At 52.2% G+C, this 15,533-nt stretch carries 11 protein-coding genes and 1 pseudogene; 9 read left to right on the forward strand and 3 right to left on the reverse strand.

The annotated features are described in order from the left end of the window. The first annotated feature begins 494 nt into the window (after positions 1-494). The 4 genes and pseudogenes from tnpA (at position 495) to GT370_RS10355 (ending at position 3,654) form a co-directional block, all read left to right on the forward strand. Complete coding sequence (gene tnpA, locus GT370_RS10340; RefSeq protein WP_083878872.1) at positions 495-884, forward strand: IS66-like element accessory protein TnpA; 390 nt, start codon at positions 495-497, stop codon at positions 882-884. After that, on the forward strand, positions 881-1,174 hold the full coding sequence (tnpB, locus tag GT370_RS10345; RefSeq protein ID WP_008495679.1) for an IS66 family insertion sequence element accessory protein TnpB: 294 nt from the start codon (positions 881-883) through the stop codon (positions 1,172-1,174). The genes tnpA and tnpB overlap by 4 nt, the downstream gene beginning before the upstream one ends. A 119-nt stretch (positions 1,175-1,293) precedes the next feature. Then, positions 1,294-2,599, forward strand: a pseudogene (gene tnpC / locus GT370_RS10350) (IS66 family transposase). A gap of 221 nt (positions 2,600-2,820) precedes the next feature. Then, complete coding sequence (locus GT370_RS10355) at positions 2,821-3,654, forward strand: class I SAM-dependent methyltransferase (RefSeq protein ID WP_083878875.1); 834 nt, start codon at positions 2,821-2,823, stop codon at positions 3,652-3,654. Between the two features lie 683 nt (positions 3,655-4,337). On the opposite strand, the gene GT370_RS10360 is transcribed toward GT370_RS10355, so the two are convergent. Beyond that, positions 4,338-5,417, reverse strand: a complete 1,080-nt coding sequence (locus GT370_RS10360; protein WP_083878918.1) for an IS5 family transposase — start codon at positions 5,415-5,417, stop codon at positions 4,338-4,340. 555 nt (positions 5,418-5,972) lie between these two features. Between GT370_RS10360 and GT370_RS10365 the strand changes: the two genes are divergently transcribed. Genes GT370_RS10365 through GT370_RS10385 form a run of 5 tightly spaced genes read left to right on the forward strand, consistent with a single transcriptional unit; the run spans position 5,973 to position 12,613 of the window. Beyond that, positions 5,973-8,684, forward strand: coding sequence for a hypothetical protein (locus GT370_RS10365; RefSeq protein WP_270184325.1), 2,712 nt, complete (start codon positions 5,973-5,975; stop codon positions 8,682-8,684). A gap of 50 nt (positions 8,685-8,734) precedes the next feature. Further along, on the forward strand, positions 8,735-9,736 hold the full coding sequence (locus tag GT370_RS10370; protein ID WP_270184326.1) for a hypothetical protein: 1,002 nt from the start codon (positions 8,735-8,737) through the stop codon (positions 9,734-9,736). Next, entirely contained in the window at positions 9,730-10,041 is a 312-nt protein-coding gene (locus GT370_RS10375) for a hypothetical protein (protein ID WP_270184327.1), read from the forward strand. Before GT370_RS10370 ends, GT370_RS10375 begins: the two co-directional genes overlap by 7 nt. Beyond that, positions 10,035-10,346 (forward strand): hypothetical protein, encoded by a 312-nt coding sequence (locus tag GT370_RS10380; RefSeq protein WP_270184327.1) that lies wholly within the window; start codon positions 10,035-10,037, stop codon positions 10,344-10,346. Before GT370_RS10375 ends, GT370_RS10380 begins: the two co-directional genes overlap by 7 nt. Positions 10,347-10,372: 26 nt before the next feature. Then, positions 10,373-12,613: a beta strand repeat-containing protein gene (locus GT370_RS10385; RefSeq protein ID WP_270184328.1), complete on the forward strand. Its 2,241-nt coding sequence runs from the start codon at positions 10,373-10,375 to the stop codon at positions 12,611-12,613. Positions 12,614-12,946: 333 nt separating this feature from the next. On the opposite strand, the gene GT370_RS21435 is transcribed toward GT370_RS10385, so the two are convergent. Together GT370_RS21435 and GT370_RS10390 are read right to left on the reverse strand one after the other, a co-directional pair. Further along, positions 12,947-13,258: a helix-turn-helix domain-containing protein gene (locus GT370_RS21435; protein ID WP_144052863.1), complete on the reverse strand. Its 312-nt coding sequence runs from the start codon at positions 13,256-13,258 to the stop codon at positions 12,947-12,949. A 1,300-nt stretch (positions 13,259-14,558) separates the two neighbouring features. Continuing rightward, positions 14,559-14,879 (reverse strand): hypothetical protein, encoded by a 321-nt coding sequence (locus GT370_RS10390; protein WP_205619855.1) that lies wholly within the window; start codon positions 14,877-14,879, stop codon positions 14,559-14,561. Positions 14,880-15,533 lie beyond the last annotated feature (654 nt).

Genomic DNA, 15,533 nt, shown 5'->3' on the forward strand with positions numbered 1-15,533 from the left:
TTCTCGCTTCTGCGTTGGGCAGAAAACCCTCGCGATCGGGAGGCGGGATTCAGAATCATGCAACTTCTTGCGGGAATTGACGATTATGCGGTGGGGCGTGCCATCGTTGGCATTTGCTCTGAAGGACGCAAGGTCGATCCCCAGGGTGACAAACATCCGCAACACATTCTCTCCGCATTGGCACCGCTGGCTTGAGCCCGCCCATCGGTGCGGTGTTCCGTTCACCAGCTTGACCGAAAATGAGCGCCTAGTGGACGGGACGAGCGCGCCGATTTGATTTGCCCTGGATGAGAGCCGGCCGCTCGCCTGCATTGCCCGCATCTGCACATGCTGGACCTCCGTGAGGAAACTCAAGGTAGGCGAGGTCGCAGCCGACCTCTTTCGGTTCCTGACGAAGGGGTGAATAAGGGTATCCCCCGGTGAGTGCCGTCTTCTGAGGTTTTGGATTGGTGTCCATAAGTACGTCCTTAAGGTCGTCATTATGGACGGGACGGATGGAGATTATTACGGGTGTTGAACGCCGGCGGCGTTGGCGTGATGAAGAGAAGCTACGGATTGTGGCTGAGTTGGATGCGCCTGGGGTTGTGATTGCGGATGTGGCGCGGCGGCATGGCGTGGCACGCAGCCAGATTTTTGATTGGCGCCGCAAGGCTCGGTCGGGCGAGTTGGGCGTGATCTCGGTTTTACCGGAATTTTTACCGCTGCGGGCGCGTGAATCTGTTGAGCCGGCTTTATCTTCCTTGAACGCCGATTTGGCACCAGCACCGGCGCGATTTGGCACTGGGCAGTTGGAACTGAGTTTTCCCGGCGGCGTTGTCCTGCGCCTCTATGGCAAAGCTGACGCCGCAACACTGCGGGCGGTGATTGCGGTAGCGAAGGGATGATCCCTGTTCCGTCTGGCGTCCGGGTCTGGCTGGCCAGCGGTGTGACCGACATGCGCCGGGGCATGAACGGCTTGGCGCTGCAAGTGCAGCAGGCATTGGGCCGTGACCCCTATGCTGGCGACCTGTATGTATTCCGCGGCAAGCGCGGTGATTTGGTAAAAATCCTTTGGCATGACGGGCTGGGCATGTCGCTCTACGCCAAGCGGCTGGAGAAGGGCCGCTTTGTATGGCCGACGCCTGTTGATGGCAGCGTGGTCATTTCTCCTGCACAGCTCGGCTATATGCTTTAAGGCATAGATTGGCGGAACCCGCAGCAGACCTGGCGGCCCAGCGTGGTGGGATAAAACTTTTCGGCGTTGCCTGCATTTTTGGGGGTCCCAAACGCGCCAATCCATGATTCACTCGTGCTATGGAAGTGCTGCCTGACATCTTGCCGGAGGATCCCGCCGCCCTGCGTGCGGCGTTGCTCGCCGAGCGGACGGCACGGTTAGAAGCAGAGCAAAAGCTTTCAGGTGCGGCGGCGACAATTGCGCATCTGGAGTTGATGATCGCCAAGCTGCGCCAGGATAAATTCGGCGCCTCATCCGAGCGCAGCAAAAAACTGCTCGACCAGATGGAACTGCAGCTCGAGGAACTTCAGGCCACACAATCGGAGGAGGTCAGCGCCTCCGAGATCGCGCGGCCGGCCCCAGTGTCACGGCGCAAACCCGTGCGAGGCCCGCTCCCCGAACATCTGCCGCGTGAGCGCGTGGTCATTGCGGCACCCGGAGCCTGTCCCTGCTGTGGCGGCACCCGCCTGGCCAAGCTCGGTGAGAGTGTCACCGAGACGCTGGAGGTCATTCCCCGGCAGTGGAAGGTGGTGCAGACGGTGCGGGAAAAATTCTCCTGCCGCGATTGCGAGACCATCATTCAGCCGCCGGCGCCATTCCATCCCATTGCGCGTGGCCGCGCCGGACCGAACCTGCTGGCCACCATTCTGGAGCAGAAATTTGGCCAACATTTGCCGCTCAACCGATTGAGTGAAAGATTTGCCCTCGAGGGCATCGAGCTCGATACCTCCACTCTTGCTGATTGGGTTGGCGCCTGCACCGCGACATTGGCCCCACTGAGCGACATGATCCGCGCCCATGTCCTGGCAGCTGAACGTCTGCACGGCGATGACACCACCGTGCCCGTACTGGCCAAGAGCAAAACCACCACCGGCCGGTTATGGACCTATGTCCGTGACGACCGTCCCTTTGGCGGGCCGGCGCCGCCGGCTGCGGCAGATCGATACCATCTTTGACCTGGAGCGCGATATTAACGGCCAAAGCGTCGAGGCGCGTCAAGCCGTGCGCCAAGCGCAAATCAAGCCACCGGTCGAGGCTTTTGAGACCTGGATGCGCGCCCAGCGGCCCAATCTGTCGCGCCATGCCGAGATCGCCAAGGCCATGGACTACATGCTCAAACGCTGGCCAAGCTTCACGCGGTTCCTGGATGATGGAAGAATTTGTCTGACCAATAACGCCGCCGAGCGAGCGCTGCGCGGCATCGCTATGGGCCGCAAAGCCTGGCTGTTCGCCGGATCAGACCGCGGAGGCGAACGCGCCGCCGCAATCTATTCCCTGATCGTCACCGCAAAGCTCAACAATGTCGATCCGCAAGCCTGGCTCGCCGATACCCTCCGCCAGATCAACGATCATCCGGTACGCCAACTCAACCAACTCCTCCCTTAGAACTGGAAGCCGTAATCCAAATCAGCGACGCGTCACTCACCGGATGGGTACGAATAAGGAGGCGGCCATCGTCAAGCTCTTGTTTCTGTTCTTAGAGGACGTTCCGGCCGATAATCAATAAAATGCCTCTTTAAGTCAAACTTCAGGGGTTGCCAATTTGGACTAATGCGACGTAATTGACTTGGGATTCACCTTTCCTAAAAAGTTGGACGGCAGAAGTTATGATCAGTGATACCGAGTGGCTACAGATGCTACGGGACAGTGCGCAACAGCAAACCGTTATATTCGAAGGTCAGCCTCTGCCAAGTTTCCCCGGAGATGAGCTACAGCTGAACACCGTAGGCAAGTCTGGAGTTCATGCTGTGAACGAGGCGTTTGCCTTCTATAGTCGGTGCAAAGAATACTTCGAAGCGATGGGAAAATCACTCCAGAAAGGCTCATCATTGCTGGACTTTGGAACAGGATGGGGACGTATCGCTCGTTGCTTTATTCGAGATCTCGGGCTACGCGAGGTATTCGGTACGGATGTCACCGAAGAGTTCGTTCAGATATGCCAAAGATCGTTCAGAACAAATAACTTCATTGTGAACAACCCGTATCCGCCTACACCGATACCCGACGAACGATTTGATTTCGTTGTAGCTTACTCAGTGTTTTCTCACTTATCCGAGGATGCAGCTGCTGCCTGGATCAACGAGTTTTGGCGAGTGCTTGTCCCGGGTGGAGTCATTGCGGTGACCACGCGAAGCCGTGATTTTTTTACCGTTTGCGAAGAATTAAAGGGCCTACAATTATCCGGGTATAGCATGGCTCTCTCGGAGCTATTTCAAGATTTCAACCAAGCTCGGCAAGATTACGATTCTGGAAAATTCGTACATTCTAATATTCCAGGCGTCGGTGGCGGCGGTCGCATGAACTCAAGTTTTTATGGAGAGAGTTTCATACCCGAAGCGTACGCCCGTCATAAATATCTTCCCCGCTTCGAGTTGGAATATTTCGTCCCAGGCGACGCTTACCTCGAGCAAACATCTTTGTTTTTTAGAAAGGTCACATAAGTCGACTAACTGCTAGCTTGTAAATGCTGTCGAGGGATACACGAGCCACTGCATTAAACAGAAATAGCAGTTTTTAAACCCCGCCCGGCTAATTGATGGCTGGCTCAGCGCGCTACTGACGTGATGGGTTTAAGCATTAAGCGTCGTGTGTAGCCGCAATATCTCCAAATGTGTTCAGACATAAATTGGCCCATTATAAACCAGCACTTAGATTTGGACCGGATACGGATAAGGCGTGGCAGGGAGCTTCGAGCGGCTTACGTGAAGCACTCAATTGTGCTTTTTGAATGCGTGAAAGAGTGATTTTCGTCTGACTAGCGCATCGGAAATTAGACAAGCTTTCGACAGAACGGCGTGTCGCAACGTAGCGAGCGCAGAAACAGACGTTCCGACCTCGGTGGTGCTCAGTCGCCTCCGAAGAGGGTATTATCATACCCCTCCCAGTCCGCTGATTTTGAGGTTGTCTTTGTAAGGAATGTCAGCTTAGACTGCTAACTTACTAATAAAAACAACTCCGCATTTTTGGGTCTAAATTCGTGCGCTCGGTCTAGCAGTTTGCTGAAAAACCCCGAAACTTGGTTTTATTTTTTCTGATTTAGCTTTGGGGCCTGGATTTTGGTTCAAGTGATTGAAGTTTCTTGCCGGTTTCTGGACTTTTTTCGTCCAGCGGACAGACTCGTCCCTTATATTGCCACCATTTTTGGAATGCGTACCAGATTATAGGCGATCAGGTTGAGCATGAAGGTGCCGGCGACCCGCGCAACGCCGCGCAGCTTGGTCTTGCGCATCGTGCCGTGCTGCTTGCCCCAGCCGAATATGCACTCGATCATCGCCCGGCGGGTCTGCGACATCGCATAACCGGGATGGCGCGTGGTGCGTCCGTCAATCGCGCTGCGGCGGTGCCTGCCGGTTTTGGTCTCACCGTTGTTTTGTGTGACATGCGGTGTCACGCCGGCGTCGCGCAGATTGGCGACATGATCGGCGGTATCGTAAGCCTTGTCTTCGCCTACGGTGATCCGCCCGGCGGCCGACTTGGCTTTGGCTTTCAACATCGCTTCCGAGGCTTCACGCTCAGCCGTGCCTGTGGCCTGGGTCACTCGGCCACCCACCGCCAAGCCGTGCCGGTTGTCCATCAGCGCGTGCCCCATATACGAAAGCTTTGCCTCCCGCCCAGCGGCCTTGCGGTACAGCCGGCTTTCCGGGTCGGTGGTGCTGGCATGGGTATCGTTCTTACGCTTCTGACCGTGGAAATCCGAACCATCATCGTCGCTGCCATCCTTCGGCCGGAAGCTCTTCTGCGACGCCCACGCCTCGATCAGCGTGCCGTCCACCGAGAAATGCTCATCCGATAGTAGCGGCGTCACCCGCGGGTGGTTCAGCAGCCGGCTCATGAATTTCTGGAATATATCGCCGTTCTGCAGGCGCTCGCGGTTCTTGCTAAACGTGGTCGGGTTCCAGACCGGATCATCCGGGGATAAGCCCACAAACCAGCGGTACAGGAGATTATAATCCAGTTGCTCCATCAACTGCCGTTCCGAGCGAATCCCGTACAGCACCTGGATCAGCAGCGCGCTCAGCAATTGTTCAGGCGGCACCGAGGGCCGGCCTTCCCTGGAATACAGCCAGGCAAAGCTGCGGCTCATCTCATGCAGAACATCCCGCACCAAAGCACGGATCGCTCGCAACGGATGGGTCGCCGGAACCCGTGTTTCTGGTGAAACATACGAAAACATCCCGCCCTGATCTCGAAAAGAACCCCGCACCCCACGCCTCACAAAACCTGCCAGCCAAAGTGAATCACATCATAATCCCGGCCGCCAGGAGTTTTTCAGCAAACTGCTAGAGCAAGTGAAGCTCATAAGGCACAGCTGCACCGCGTACCAGGGGCCAACGGCCGAACATCTTAATTATTCCGCAATAAATCTGCTGATCCGCATTTCATTATGCGTGCTGTGAACTACTTCATTCCGGCGGTAAAAAGTAAAAAGCTTAGTAATCTAATCCGCGATTCGTGTACCGAACCTTAACCAATAAGCATTTACACTATCAACTTAGCGTGAGTTCAACAGGTCGCAAAATGCCACCTCCGAAACTTGGAGACCGCAGGTGGCGCCAACATTTAGCAGTGTTACGACTATTTCTGGAACCGTAACTTCCGCAACCGTTGCTTGGGGAGGCACACTGAACGTAGTCGCCGGCGGGGAGCTAGTGTCCACATCACTACAAGAAGACGGGGAGGGAGCCAGTGATCCGATTGTCAATGTATCCTCGGGCGGGAGCGCGATTGACACTGTAGTCCGGTCAGGAGGGGTTTGATTGTGCTGCCCGGCGGGACGATCTCTGACTCTCTTGTCGACTATAATGGCGTAATCTCTGTTGGTAGTGGTGGAATAGCTACACAATCTACAATTACGGCTGGGGGCGCGGAGCTCGTAGAATCCGGTGGAATATCGACCGGTGCAACGATAACTGGCGGGCTGGGACAAGGGACCACGGTCAATTTACTGGGTTTTTCAGAGGGCAGCCAGATGGTAATCTCCGGTGGCGCAGTGGACGACTCATTTGTCGGGCCTGCTGGAATATTGGACGTCTATGCTGGTGGCAGCTCGTCAAATACAACGATCTCAACGTCCGGAACCTCTATCATATACGCAGGAGGTGTCTCCAATAATCTCCAAATTCAAAGCGGTGGAGAAGCAGTTGTAGAAGCCGATGGAACGTTGCATGGGGCAACAGTCGCATCCCATGGCACGCTTCTAGCTCTTCCAGGGTCTGTGATCGATGGAATTTCTGGTTCTGGGACAATCATTGCTCAAGGAGTCGCGAAGGGTATTTTCCCCGCAGGTGGCGCCCCCATAATTACAAATTATGGCGCCGTTTTGAACGGAGGGACGCTTTCAGGAACCGCCACCGACTACGCGCTTGTCGGCGGGACAATCAACGCTCTGACGGTGCTTAATCACGGAACAGCCATTGCCTATTCCGGAGCTTCGCTTAACGCTGATATTATTCAGAACCTTGGAACAGTAATCACAGATGGAGGAACTGCAAACAATCTAACTATCGCAAGCAATGGTATGGGGATAATTGATGCCAACAGTACCAACTATGATACTCACATTCAGTCTGGCGGAATGCAAATCGTACTTTCTGCCGGAACGGCAACTAACACAATAATTCAGCAGGGTGGAAGCCAGTATTTGGCATCTGGTGGGACTGCGCAACACAGCACCATCGGGCTCGGCGGTATAGAGATTGTTCACCAGGGGGCAACGTCCTTTGATCCTCATATCAATGCCGGTGGAATTGAAATTGTGAACACTGGCGGCACAGTTTTCGACCCAGTAGTAGAAAATGGCGGGTTCTTGATTAACTTGACCGGAGGCAACGTCGTCGGCGGAAGCGCTACAAATCTGCAGAACGCCTTAATTGACATAAATAAATTGACCGGTAATTTCACGGAGACTAGTAATTCTGCGGATATCTCGATTGCAAGCGGGCATGTTGCGGTAATCGAAGGTTCTTTAGCGGCTCTTCAAAATATTACCGTCACCAGTGGTGGAACACTCGATGTTGCGGCAGGTTCTACGCTAAACTCTATTGAACTAGATGGTGGTGCGCTGAGTGTTGCGCCCGACGCTCATATTGGCAGTGTCACCATCGATATAGGCGTGCCAGGTCAATTTACCAACGCGGCGAACACAGATATTTCGACACTTTTGAATAGTGAACTTAGAGCCATTCCTACCGGAACCTCCATCACGGTAATCTTCAATCCGGGCGACTATGGGGCAAGCAGTCCAATCCTCCTCGGAAACAATACAAGTGTTCTTGGAAACGGGGCCACTCTAGGCGCTTTAGCTAATTTCAACGGCAATGAGTTAATTGGCAATTTCGATCAGCAAGTTAACGGGTACACATGGACCATCAACAATATTGACGGAAGTACTACGGTGGTTGATGGAGGTGTCGACGGGGGAGCTTTGTCAAATGTGGCTACCACGACAAACGACATCGGTACAAACCCCTCAACGTCTCTGCAAGCCGAACTTCCAGTATTGAATACTGAATACGCTCAAGCAGATAACTCAACGCCAATCGTTGATACAAATATTACTGTCCGAGGCATGACGCTGGTCGAAGGAGGATCGATATCGGGGCAAAGCACAATGGGTTTAGGCTATGGTTCAGTCGGTCGCGGTATCTGGTTAAACGACTCGTCGAATGTTTCGATCTCCGACAATGTTCTGATTTCCGGGTATTCAGGCATGTCGCTAGTAGACGATAGTAATATCGTTGTCGCGAATAACATTATAATCGGCTCCGTTGTACCAATAGACGCGTGGAGCGGAGCCTCCAATTTCGTTGCCGAAAATAACCTTTTGTGGGAGTATTCTAGTACTTGGTCATCTGGTTCGACCGGAGCCATACAGTTAAACGCGAGTGCTAATGCGTATCCATCGAGCCCGGGCTTGAACAATAATGGAACGACCACAAACGATGGACTAATTGGGAACAGCATATCCGGGATAGGCTCGCCTACTTGGGGTATTGCAGCCGATCCATTGTACCCTTATGGCTCGACAAGCGAATCAAATATTACAGAGCAGGGGAATATAGATAACGCTTTGGGAAATAACATGGGCGGCTATTACTCTGTAAACGTCAAAAACATGACGCTAACAGATAATGTTTATGCCGGTGGATCGCAGAACGTGGTAAACTCTGATGCAGCGGCCGGAGCAGTTCAAACATCGATTACCACCGCAAATGGTGTCGTTTCAGGAAACGTGGTCCTGGATAACTCTGGAACGACCACCTCATCGGCCATTACCAATAATAATATCAATCCTACCACAGTCGACAATTCCGTTTTCGCCGCTTCTTCGGTGACTGCCGGATCGATTTCGACTTGGGGTTCACAGGTACGAGCACGACCGCCGGCAATTTTGTTACTGGTTCGAACTCTATTGCTGGAGCAAGCGTCGAGCCCCCAATCTTTATATCAACCGTTCCTTACATTCAAATAACTACTCAAACGATTGAACTAACAGGTTCTCTAGCACCTGAGATTCTTGATTTGAGTAGCAACAGTGATGTCTCAGTTACGCTCTCTTCAATATTTGGGACCATTTCTTCCGGTGCAAATTTTGGAACTGAGTTTCACACAATTGTGAATCAACACGACGCGCTGATCATTCAGGGATCTCTAGGAGAGGTCAATCAGGACCTAGCGTCATTACAATATGTCGCAAGCTTTGTGGGTACTGACGACGCACTAGAGATCAGCGTGAGCGATACAGGCGGACATTCCATGACGCATTATGTTCCGATATTGTGGAACAGTGATGCCGGAACAAACGCCTCGCTACCAGAGACACTTGCTGCGGGACTCTTTGCATCTTTGACCACAGGAACAAATCTGACCGGCGAGGTTATAATTGCCACCACCGATAGCGTTATCAATATGGGCACTACGGTAAGTGCTGTGTTTGCCAGTGCGGGAAATAATACCGTAAATTCCGGAATCGGGCCGGAATATGTCTCAACTGGTCAAGGTACGGCGGTGGTAAATCTCGGCTCCTCCGGAGATATCACAATTGCCGGTGGTGCCGGTGCACTAATAGTTAACGGTACTGCAGCCGGTTCTTCGAGCCACTCTCTCATCGAATCGGGACAGTCCGCTGCGTCGATTACAGGCGGGGACGGAGCAATCTCAGTAGTGGGTGGACAAGGGAATTTGGTGTTCCAAGGTGGGGCTGGGTCTACTTTTTTGACGACTGCTCCAGAAGGCGGCGGCAATTTATCAGCAAATCTCGGAGCAGGGAACTCCACAGTTTTCGCTTTATCTGGTGATTCGATCATTAGAACTCAGAACGGCACAAGCAATACGATTGTTGAAGGGTACGGGAACAGCCATGTATTTTCCAATGGCCTGGATACGATCACCGGCGGCTCGGGCTCGATGTGGGTACAGACCGGCCAGGCTGACACAACCATCACCGGCGGCGCCGGAGCGGCCACGGTAACCGGGGGCAGGGCAATCTCTCCTACCAGGGTGGGTCGGGCACAACCTTGCTGACGTCGGCCGCGACAAATGGCGGTAGCATGACGCTGCGCCTTGGAACCGGCAACTCCACCATCAACGCGCTATCGGGCAATGACTACATCCAGACCCAGGCTAATACCGAAAACAGCCTGTCGGCCGGCAGCGGCAACGATACGGTGATTTCCAACGGCCTGGATACGATCACCGGCGGCTCGGGCTCAATGTGGGTACAGACCGGCCAGGCTGACACAACCATCACCGGCGGCGCCGGAGCGGCCACGGTAACCGGGGGCAGGGCAATCTCTCCTACCAGGGTGGGTCGGGCACAACCTTGCTGACGTCGGCCGCGACAAATGGCGGTAGCATGACGCTGCGCCTTGGAACCGGCAACTCCACCATCAACGCGCTATCGGGCAATGACTACATCCAGACCCAGGCTAATACCGAAAACAGCCTGTCGGCCGGCAGCGGCAACGATACGGTGATTTCCAACGGCCTGGATACGATCACCGGCGGCTCGGGCTCGATGTGGGTACAGACCGGCCAGGCTGACACAACCATCACCGGCGGCGCCGGAGCGGCCACGGTAACCGGGGGCAGGGCAATCTCTCCTACCAGGGTGGGTCGGGCACAACCTTGCTGACGTCGGCCGCGACAAATGGCGGTAGCATGACGCTGCGCCTTGGAACCGGCAACTCCACCATCAACGCGCTATCGGGCAATGACTACATCCAGACCCAGGCTAATACCGAAAACAGCCTGTCGGCCGGCAGCGGCAACGATACGGTGATTTCCAACGGCCTGGATACGATCACCGGCGGCTCGGGCTCAATGTGGGTACAGACCGGCCAGGCTGACACAACCATCACCGGCGGCGCCGGAGCGGCCACGGTAACCGGAGGGCAGGGCAATCTCTCCTACCAGGGTGGGTCGGGCACAACCTTGCTGACGTCGGCCGCGACAAATGGCGGTAGCATGACGCTGCGCCTTGGAACCGGCAACTCCACCATCAACGCGCTATCGGGCAATGACTACATCCAGACCCAGGCTAATACCGAAAACAGCCTGTCGGCCGGCAGCGGCAACGATACGGTGATTTCCAATGGCCTGGATACGATCACCGGCGGCTCGGGCTCGATGTGGGTACAGACCGGCCAGGCTGACACAACCATCACCGGCGGCGCCGGAGCGGCCACGGTAACCGGGGGGCAGGGCAATCTCTCCTACCAGGGTGGGTCGGGCACAACCTTGCTGACGTCGGCCGCGACAAATGGCGGTAGCATGACGCTGCGCCTTGGAACCGGCAACTCCACCATCAACGCGCTATCGGGCAATGACTACATCCAGACCCAGGCTAATACCGAAAATGAGATATCCCTAGGATCTGGATTTGCCACCGTGGTATCGGGAGGCAGCGACCTAATCCACGCAGGTCCTGGTTCCCTACTTGTCGAATCCACTATGAACGCACAAGATACCGTCATCTCCGGTAGCGGAAAAATTATAGCCGAGAACATCGGTCAAAACTCTAATTTAAGCATCAATGTCGCCTCGAACGGCGCCACAATTAACCTTGGAAAGGGTGACGCTGTAACCATCGGTAGTAGCGACAATACAGTTGCTGCAGCCAATAATATTTTAGTAAACAACATACTCTTTTCAGAGACAAATGGAGGAAACGTCATAAATTTAGGCTCCAATGACTTCTTTAGCTCAAACGAAAGATCTAGCGGTGCTGGCAACGTGTTGAATGTCATTGGAAGCAACAACTCGGGTTTTATTTCTCCTCAGGACATTAGCAATATCAGCCTTGCAGGGGCTGGAAACCTCTTTGTACTTGGTGGAGCAAGTCATCAGGCAGGAGCTGCTGCCATCGTAAATGGCTCCGACACGCTTTCCGTATTGACCAGTGCCAACAGCATCAATGCTGATAACGGTGCTACGCTATTTGTGACGTCGGATGATAACACTATTGCCGGCAGTAACGCCAAGCTTACTCTTCAAGGCCAGGGCAACATCATAACACTGATAGGTAATGCGACCGTTTCTGACGCCAACCCCTGGACCCATGCAACTCAACAGACTCCCATATCGCCACAGAATGAGTTTACCGTCCAGGGCGGGCAGTTTAATCTTGGCGGTCTCGACACACTGTTGCAAACAAACTCAGCCGCAGCCATAACATTAGCCGGCGGAAATAGTGTTATGCTCGACGGCAACAATGACAGCGTTGTTGCGAACGATCAAGTTTATGGCGGGAACCAAATCGTTATAAATGGCTCCAACGACAGCGTAAATGTCCAAAATATCTCCGATGGTACAGCAACGATTGATGCAAATATTAATGCTTTTGTGAACGTTACGGACTCACATGGCCCGAAGATTGGTGGAGTGAATAATAACAACAATGAACATTTGTTATTCATTGGCGGATCAGGTAGCTCCAGCACTGTGTTGGCAGCAAACAGTAATACCGAGGTCACAGTATTCGGCGGCGCCAGCGGGAATAATATCGTTTCTGGTGGTAAGATTGGAAATAACTACCTCAACGGCGGTAGCGGTAGCGGTGATCTTTTCAGAGCGGGAGGAACTAATGACTTATTGATCGGCGGATCACATGGATCCAATACCTTGGTGTCAGCAATGGGAAATGAGACGTTGACCGGCGCAGGGCTTGGCAACGATTTGTTTTCTATAACTGGCGGAGGTGGCACCGACGTGATTGGTGACTTCACAGGACATTTGATCGTGGCCTCAAACCTCTCGGTCACAAACGAGGCGGTCATCGGCGGCTCGTTAAACGTCGTACTTAGTGATGGTACGCATGTAGTATTTCAAAGCCTTACCAATGTCAATCAACAAGCAAATATTTTCAGTTCCATGCGCCAAGTGTGGCTTGGACACAGCTAACAGCGGCCGTTATGCCAGCATACTACAACCCAAAAACTAGCATGCCGCTGCAGGTGCCCCCTGTCACCAGCAATGCCTCCGCCTGAATGTTGAAGCTAACGTGATCGAGGCAGCGATGTCAAAATGACGATGTCTGTGCAGCGAGACTAGAACCATACCCGATTTCCTAATCTCTTTTTTAATGGTGCATTTTTTATTAGACAGGTATCGGGTAACGACGCCTTCAGTAATTGGGCAATTGAGCTTGTATATTACCCATAAAAATTGCCATTTTCAATTTTTTCAGCGACCCGTTTAATCGCCAGGGATAAGCGCCATTAACCCGGTCTGAATTCAACTTTCATCAGTCTCGACGAAAAAAAAAGAAACCTCTACCTTGAGTAGCTGAGCTACTTCAAAGAGTCGGGAGGCGCTTATTCGATTTTTACCGTTTTCATATTTTTGTAACTGTTGATACGTAATGTTAAGGTTTTTTGCCAAACTTTCTAGGCTTATCCGATGAAATGCTCGCCTCAATCGAATCTTGCTACCTATTAGCTTATCGAGATCGCCAGGCGATCTTGGCGTAATAAACGTTTCCGTTTGCATAGTGCGATGTTCCCTGTGTACCACAACTAGATACGCAATTTCTAACGAGTGATACATCACAACTTTTGCGTACGATCACTCCGCTAGCAACTCTAGCAGAGTAAGTAATGTATCTCAAGAAACGCGGTCTTATTAAGTTATGATATGATAACATTCACAATGGAACGTGGATCGAGGCGTCATGAATATGGAGTCCGAAGCTTTAATGTTATGGACAAGATTCGTCAAATGACGCCCCTAAAGGTGCTCTGATCTGATCATCAACTTCCGGGTACCCACCTTGTTATAATGGAGTGGCGCTACGGCGCGCTTAGACAACATTTCGGCGGTACTTTACGAAGCAGCATTAAGTATTTCATTGAGGAGGTAGCTAGCAACTTTAGTGCAAGCCCATCTAAAAGGAGTAAACTAGCACCGCGTTCAGCATGTTCTCAGTCGATATTGACATCACTGTCCGAAATTCAAACGTGACAAGAGGGCTGATCAATAGCGAACCCCCGGCAAATATTGCATCGACGTCAGGTTAAGCCCTGGGATATCTTCAAAATGTTAACATACCATTATGAGCATGACGTAAGGGTTTTAAATAACTCTCTTACGTGAGGTGGTAACCATTTCCAATCTCAAGGTCGTCTGCAAGTTTCGTCAGTCCGCAATCTCAGCTCGTATATTATCTGGCGGGCTACTGCAGGGAGAGATTGACAAGGTGCTTTTGGATTTGATGCATTTATATTTCCAACGAAGTCAAATTCGTCGTAGAGCTGATAAATCTCCGCTTCAACTTAAAACAGATCCTTTTAGTGCATATAAAGTTCTGCTGTAGACAATGGAGCATGCTAGGCAGAGGCGAAGACCTTACCAAAATACGTTTGAATCCATAGACCCCTTCCGGGGCCTACAAAAGAGTAATGTTACGAGATGTAAACCATACGAATCCGATCCACTAACAAATCGGCGACTGGCCACGACCAATCAGGATTCAACCGTATGGCCTCAACGACCATCAATGTAGCCCAAGGCGGAAACTTTCTCTGGGACGCTGGATCAAAAACGGTACCAGCAAAAATCAAAGAAAGATCCTAAAAGGGCAAGGAATATTATCGGTCGCGCCCACCTAATGCATATCGTATTGACGTACCCGTGGCCAACGAACTTAGATTCAGGCACGAAGACCAGCATGGCTTAAATTCTCTAATTTTACCGAGTAACACATGGCTGCACTGGATTTCGGCACAGAGAATAAGATGAAACACCAGCTACGAGAAAAAGCCTCATTTGAAGCCGAGAAACGGACAGCAGCGCTGCGTTTGCGTGGAAAAGTTGTGATCTAAACGCGCCGGCGTCACGAGTCTATGAGCTAGTCATCGTTAATTGTTCCAAAGTCCCATTGCAGCAACTGATGCGCGAGAACATAACGTTCACATTCGCTCTGATCAATTTGGCCCGAAATAAATAGGCCGACGACCTTGGCCAGAGTCGGAAATTTCGGGTCATACGATTCATACTTAAGCCATCCCCATTCAGCTGCGATCAGGCGCCTGCGTTCGTGTTCTTGATGACTGACGAGATCCACTGGGTGGGCGTCGCGGAATTGTTCTTCAAAATACGAATCGTTGCCTGGGAGACAGTCAAGAGTGAACGAGGTATCGGTAGCCTCCAGATACCCCTCCTCCGTCAAGGTCACAAACCCATTAATAACGTCAACTGTGATCCAACCAAACCACATACATGCGTGTTGACCAATTGCTGCGTCCTGGCTCGTCCAAGGACCGTGAGCGAATCTCTGGTATATATGTAACCGATATGTCCCTCCCCCGCGCTTATACCAAGTAGATTGATCATCACTCGGACAAACCGCTTTGCTGAGGATTCGTGGCGATAAATATTAACCATAGCGTCTTGAACATCCTGGAAGGCTGAACGCAATTTCTAACAGTTCGACTAAACACTAGCTAGTCTAGAAAGGACACAACGTACCCATGCCTCGGCAAGTAACTACTTTTGCAGGACGTCTGCGGAGCCTCTCCACAAACTGGGCCAAATCAGCAAAAACTATGTGTTCAGTCTTGAGAGTGAAAATTAAATCGCAGTCCATAACGCACCTAACAGTCTAACCAAATTACTTTTTAGAAACTTTTTTAATCTTGCTAATAGCCGGCGGCTGCGTTTGTAATGAACAAAATGTGATAGCTACATCTTGGTTAGGCGTTGCTTTAAAAAACTGTTTAAGTTCAAATGATTAAAGAAAACAATCGGAGGGTTGGACTGCCAGCGGCGATCGCACGGCCCATGGCGCTGCACAATCTTAAGTAATTTAAGCGAAGGCATTATA

This window comes from Acidocella sp. MX-AZ03, from assembly GCF_027626035.1.
GTDB classification, from domain to species: Bacteria; Pseudomonadota; Alphaproteobacteria; order Acetobacterales; family Acetobacteraceae; genus Acidocella; species Acidocella facilis.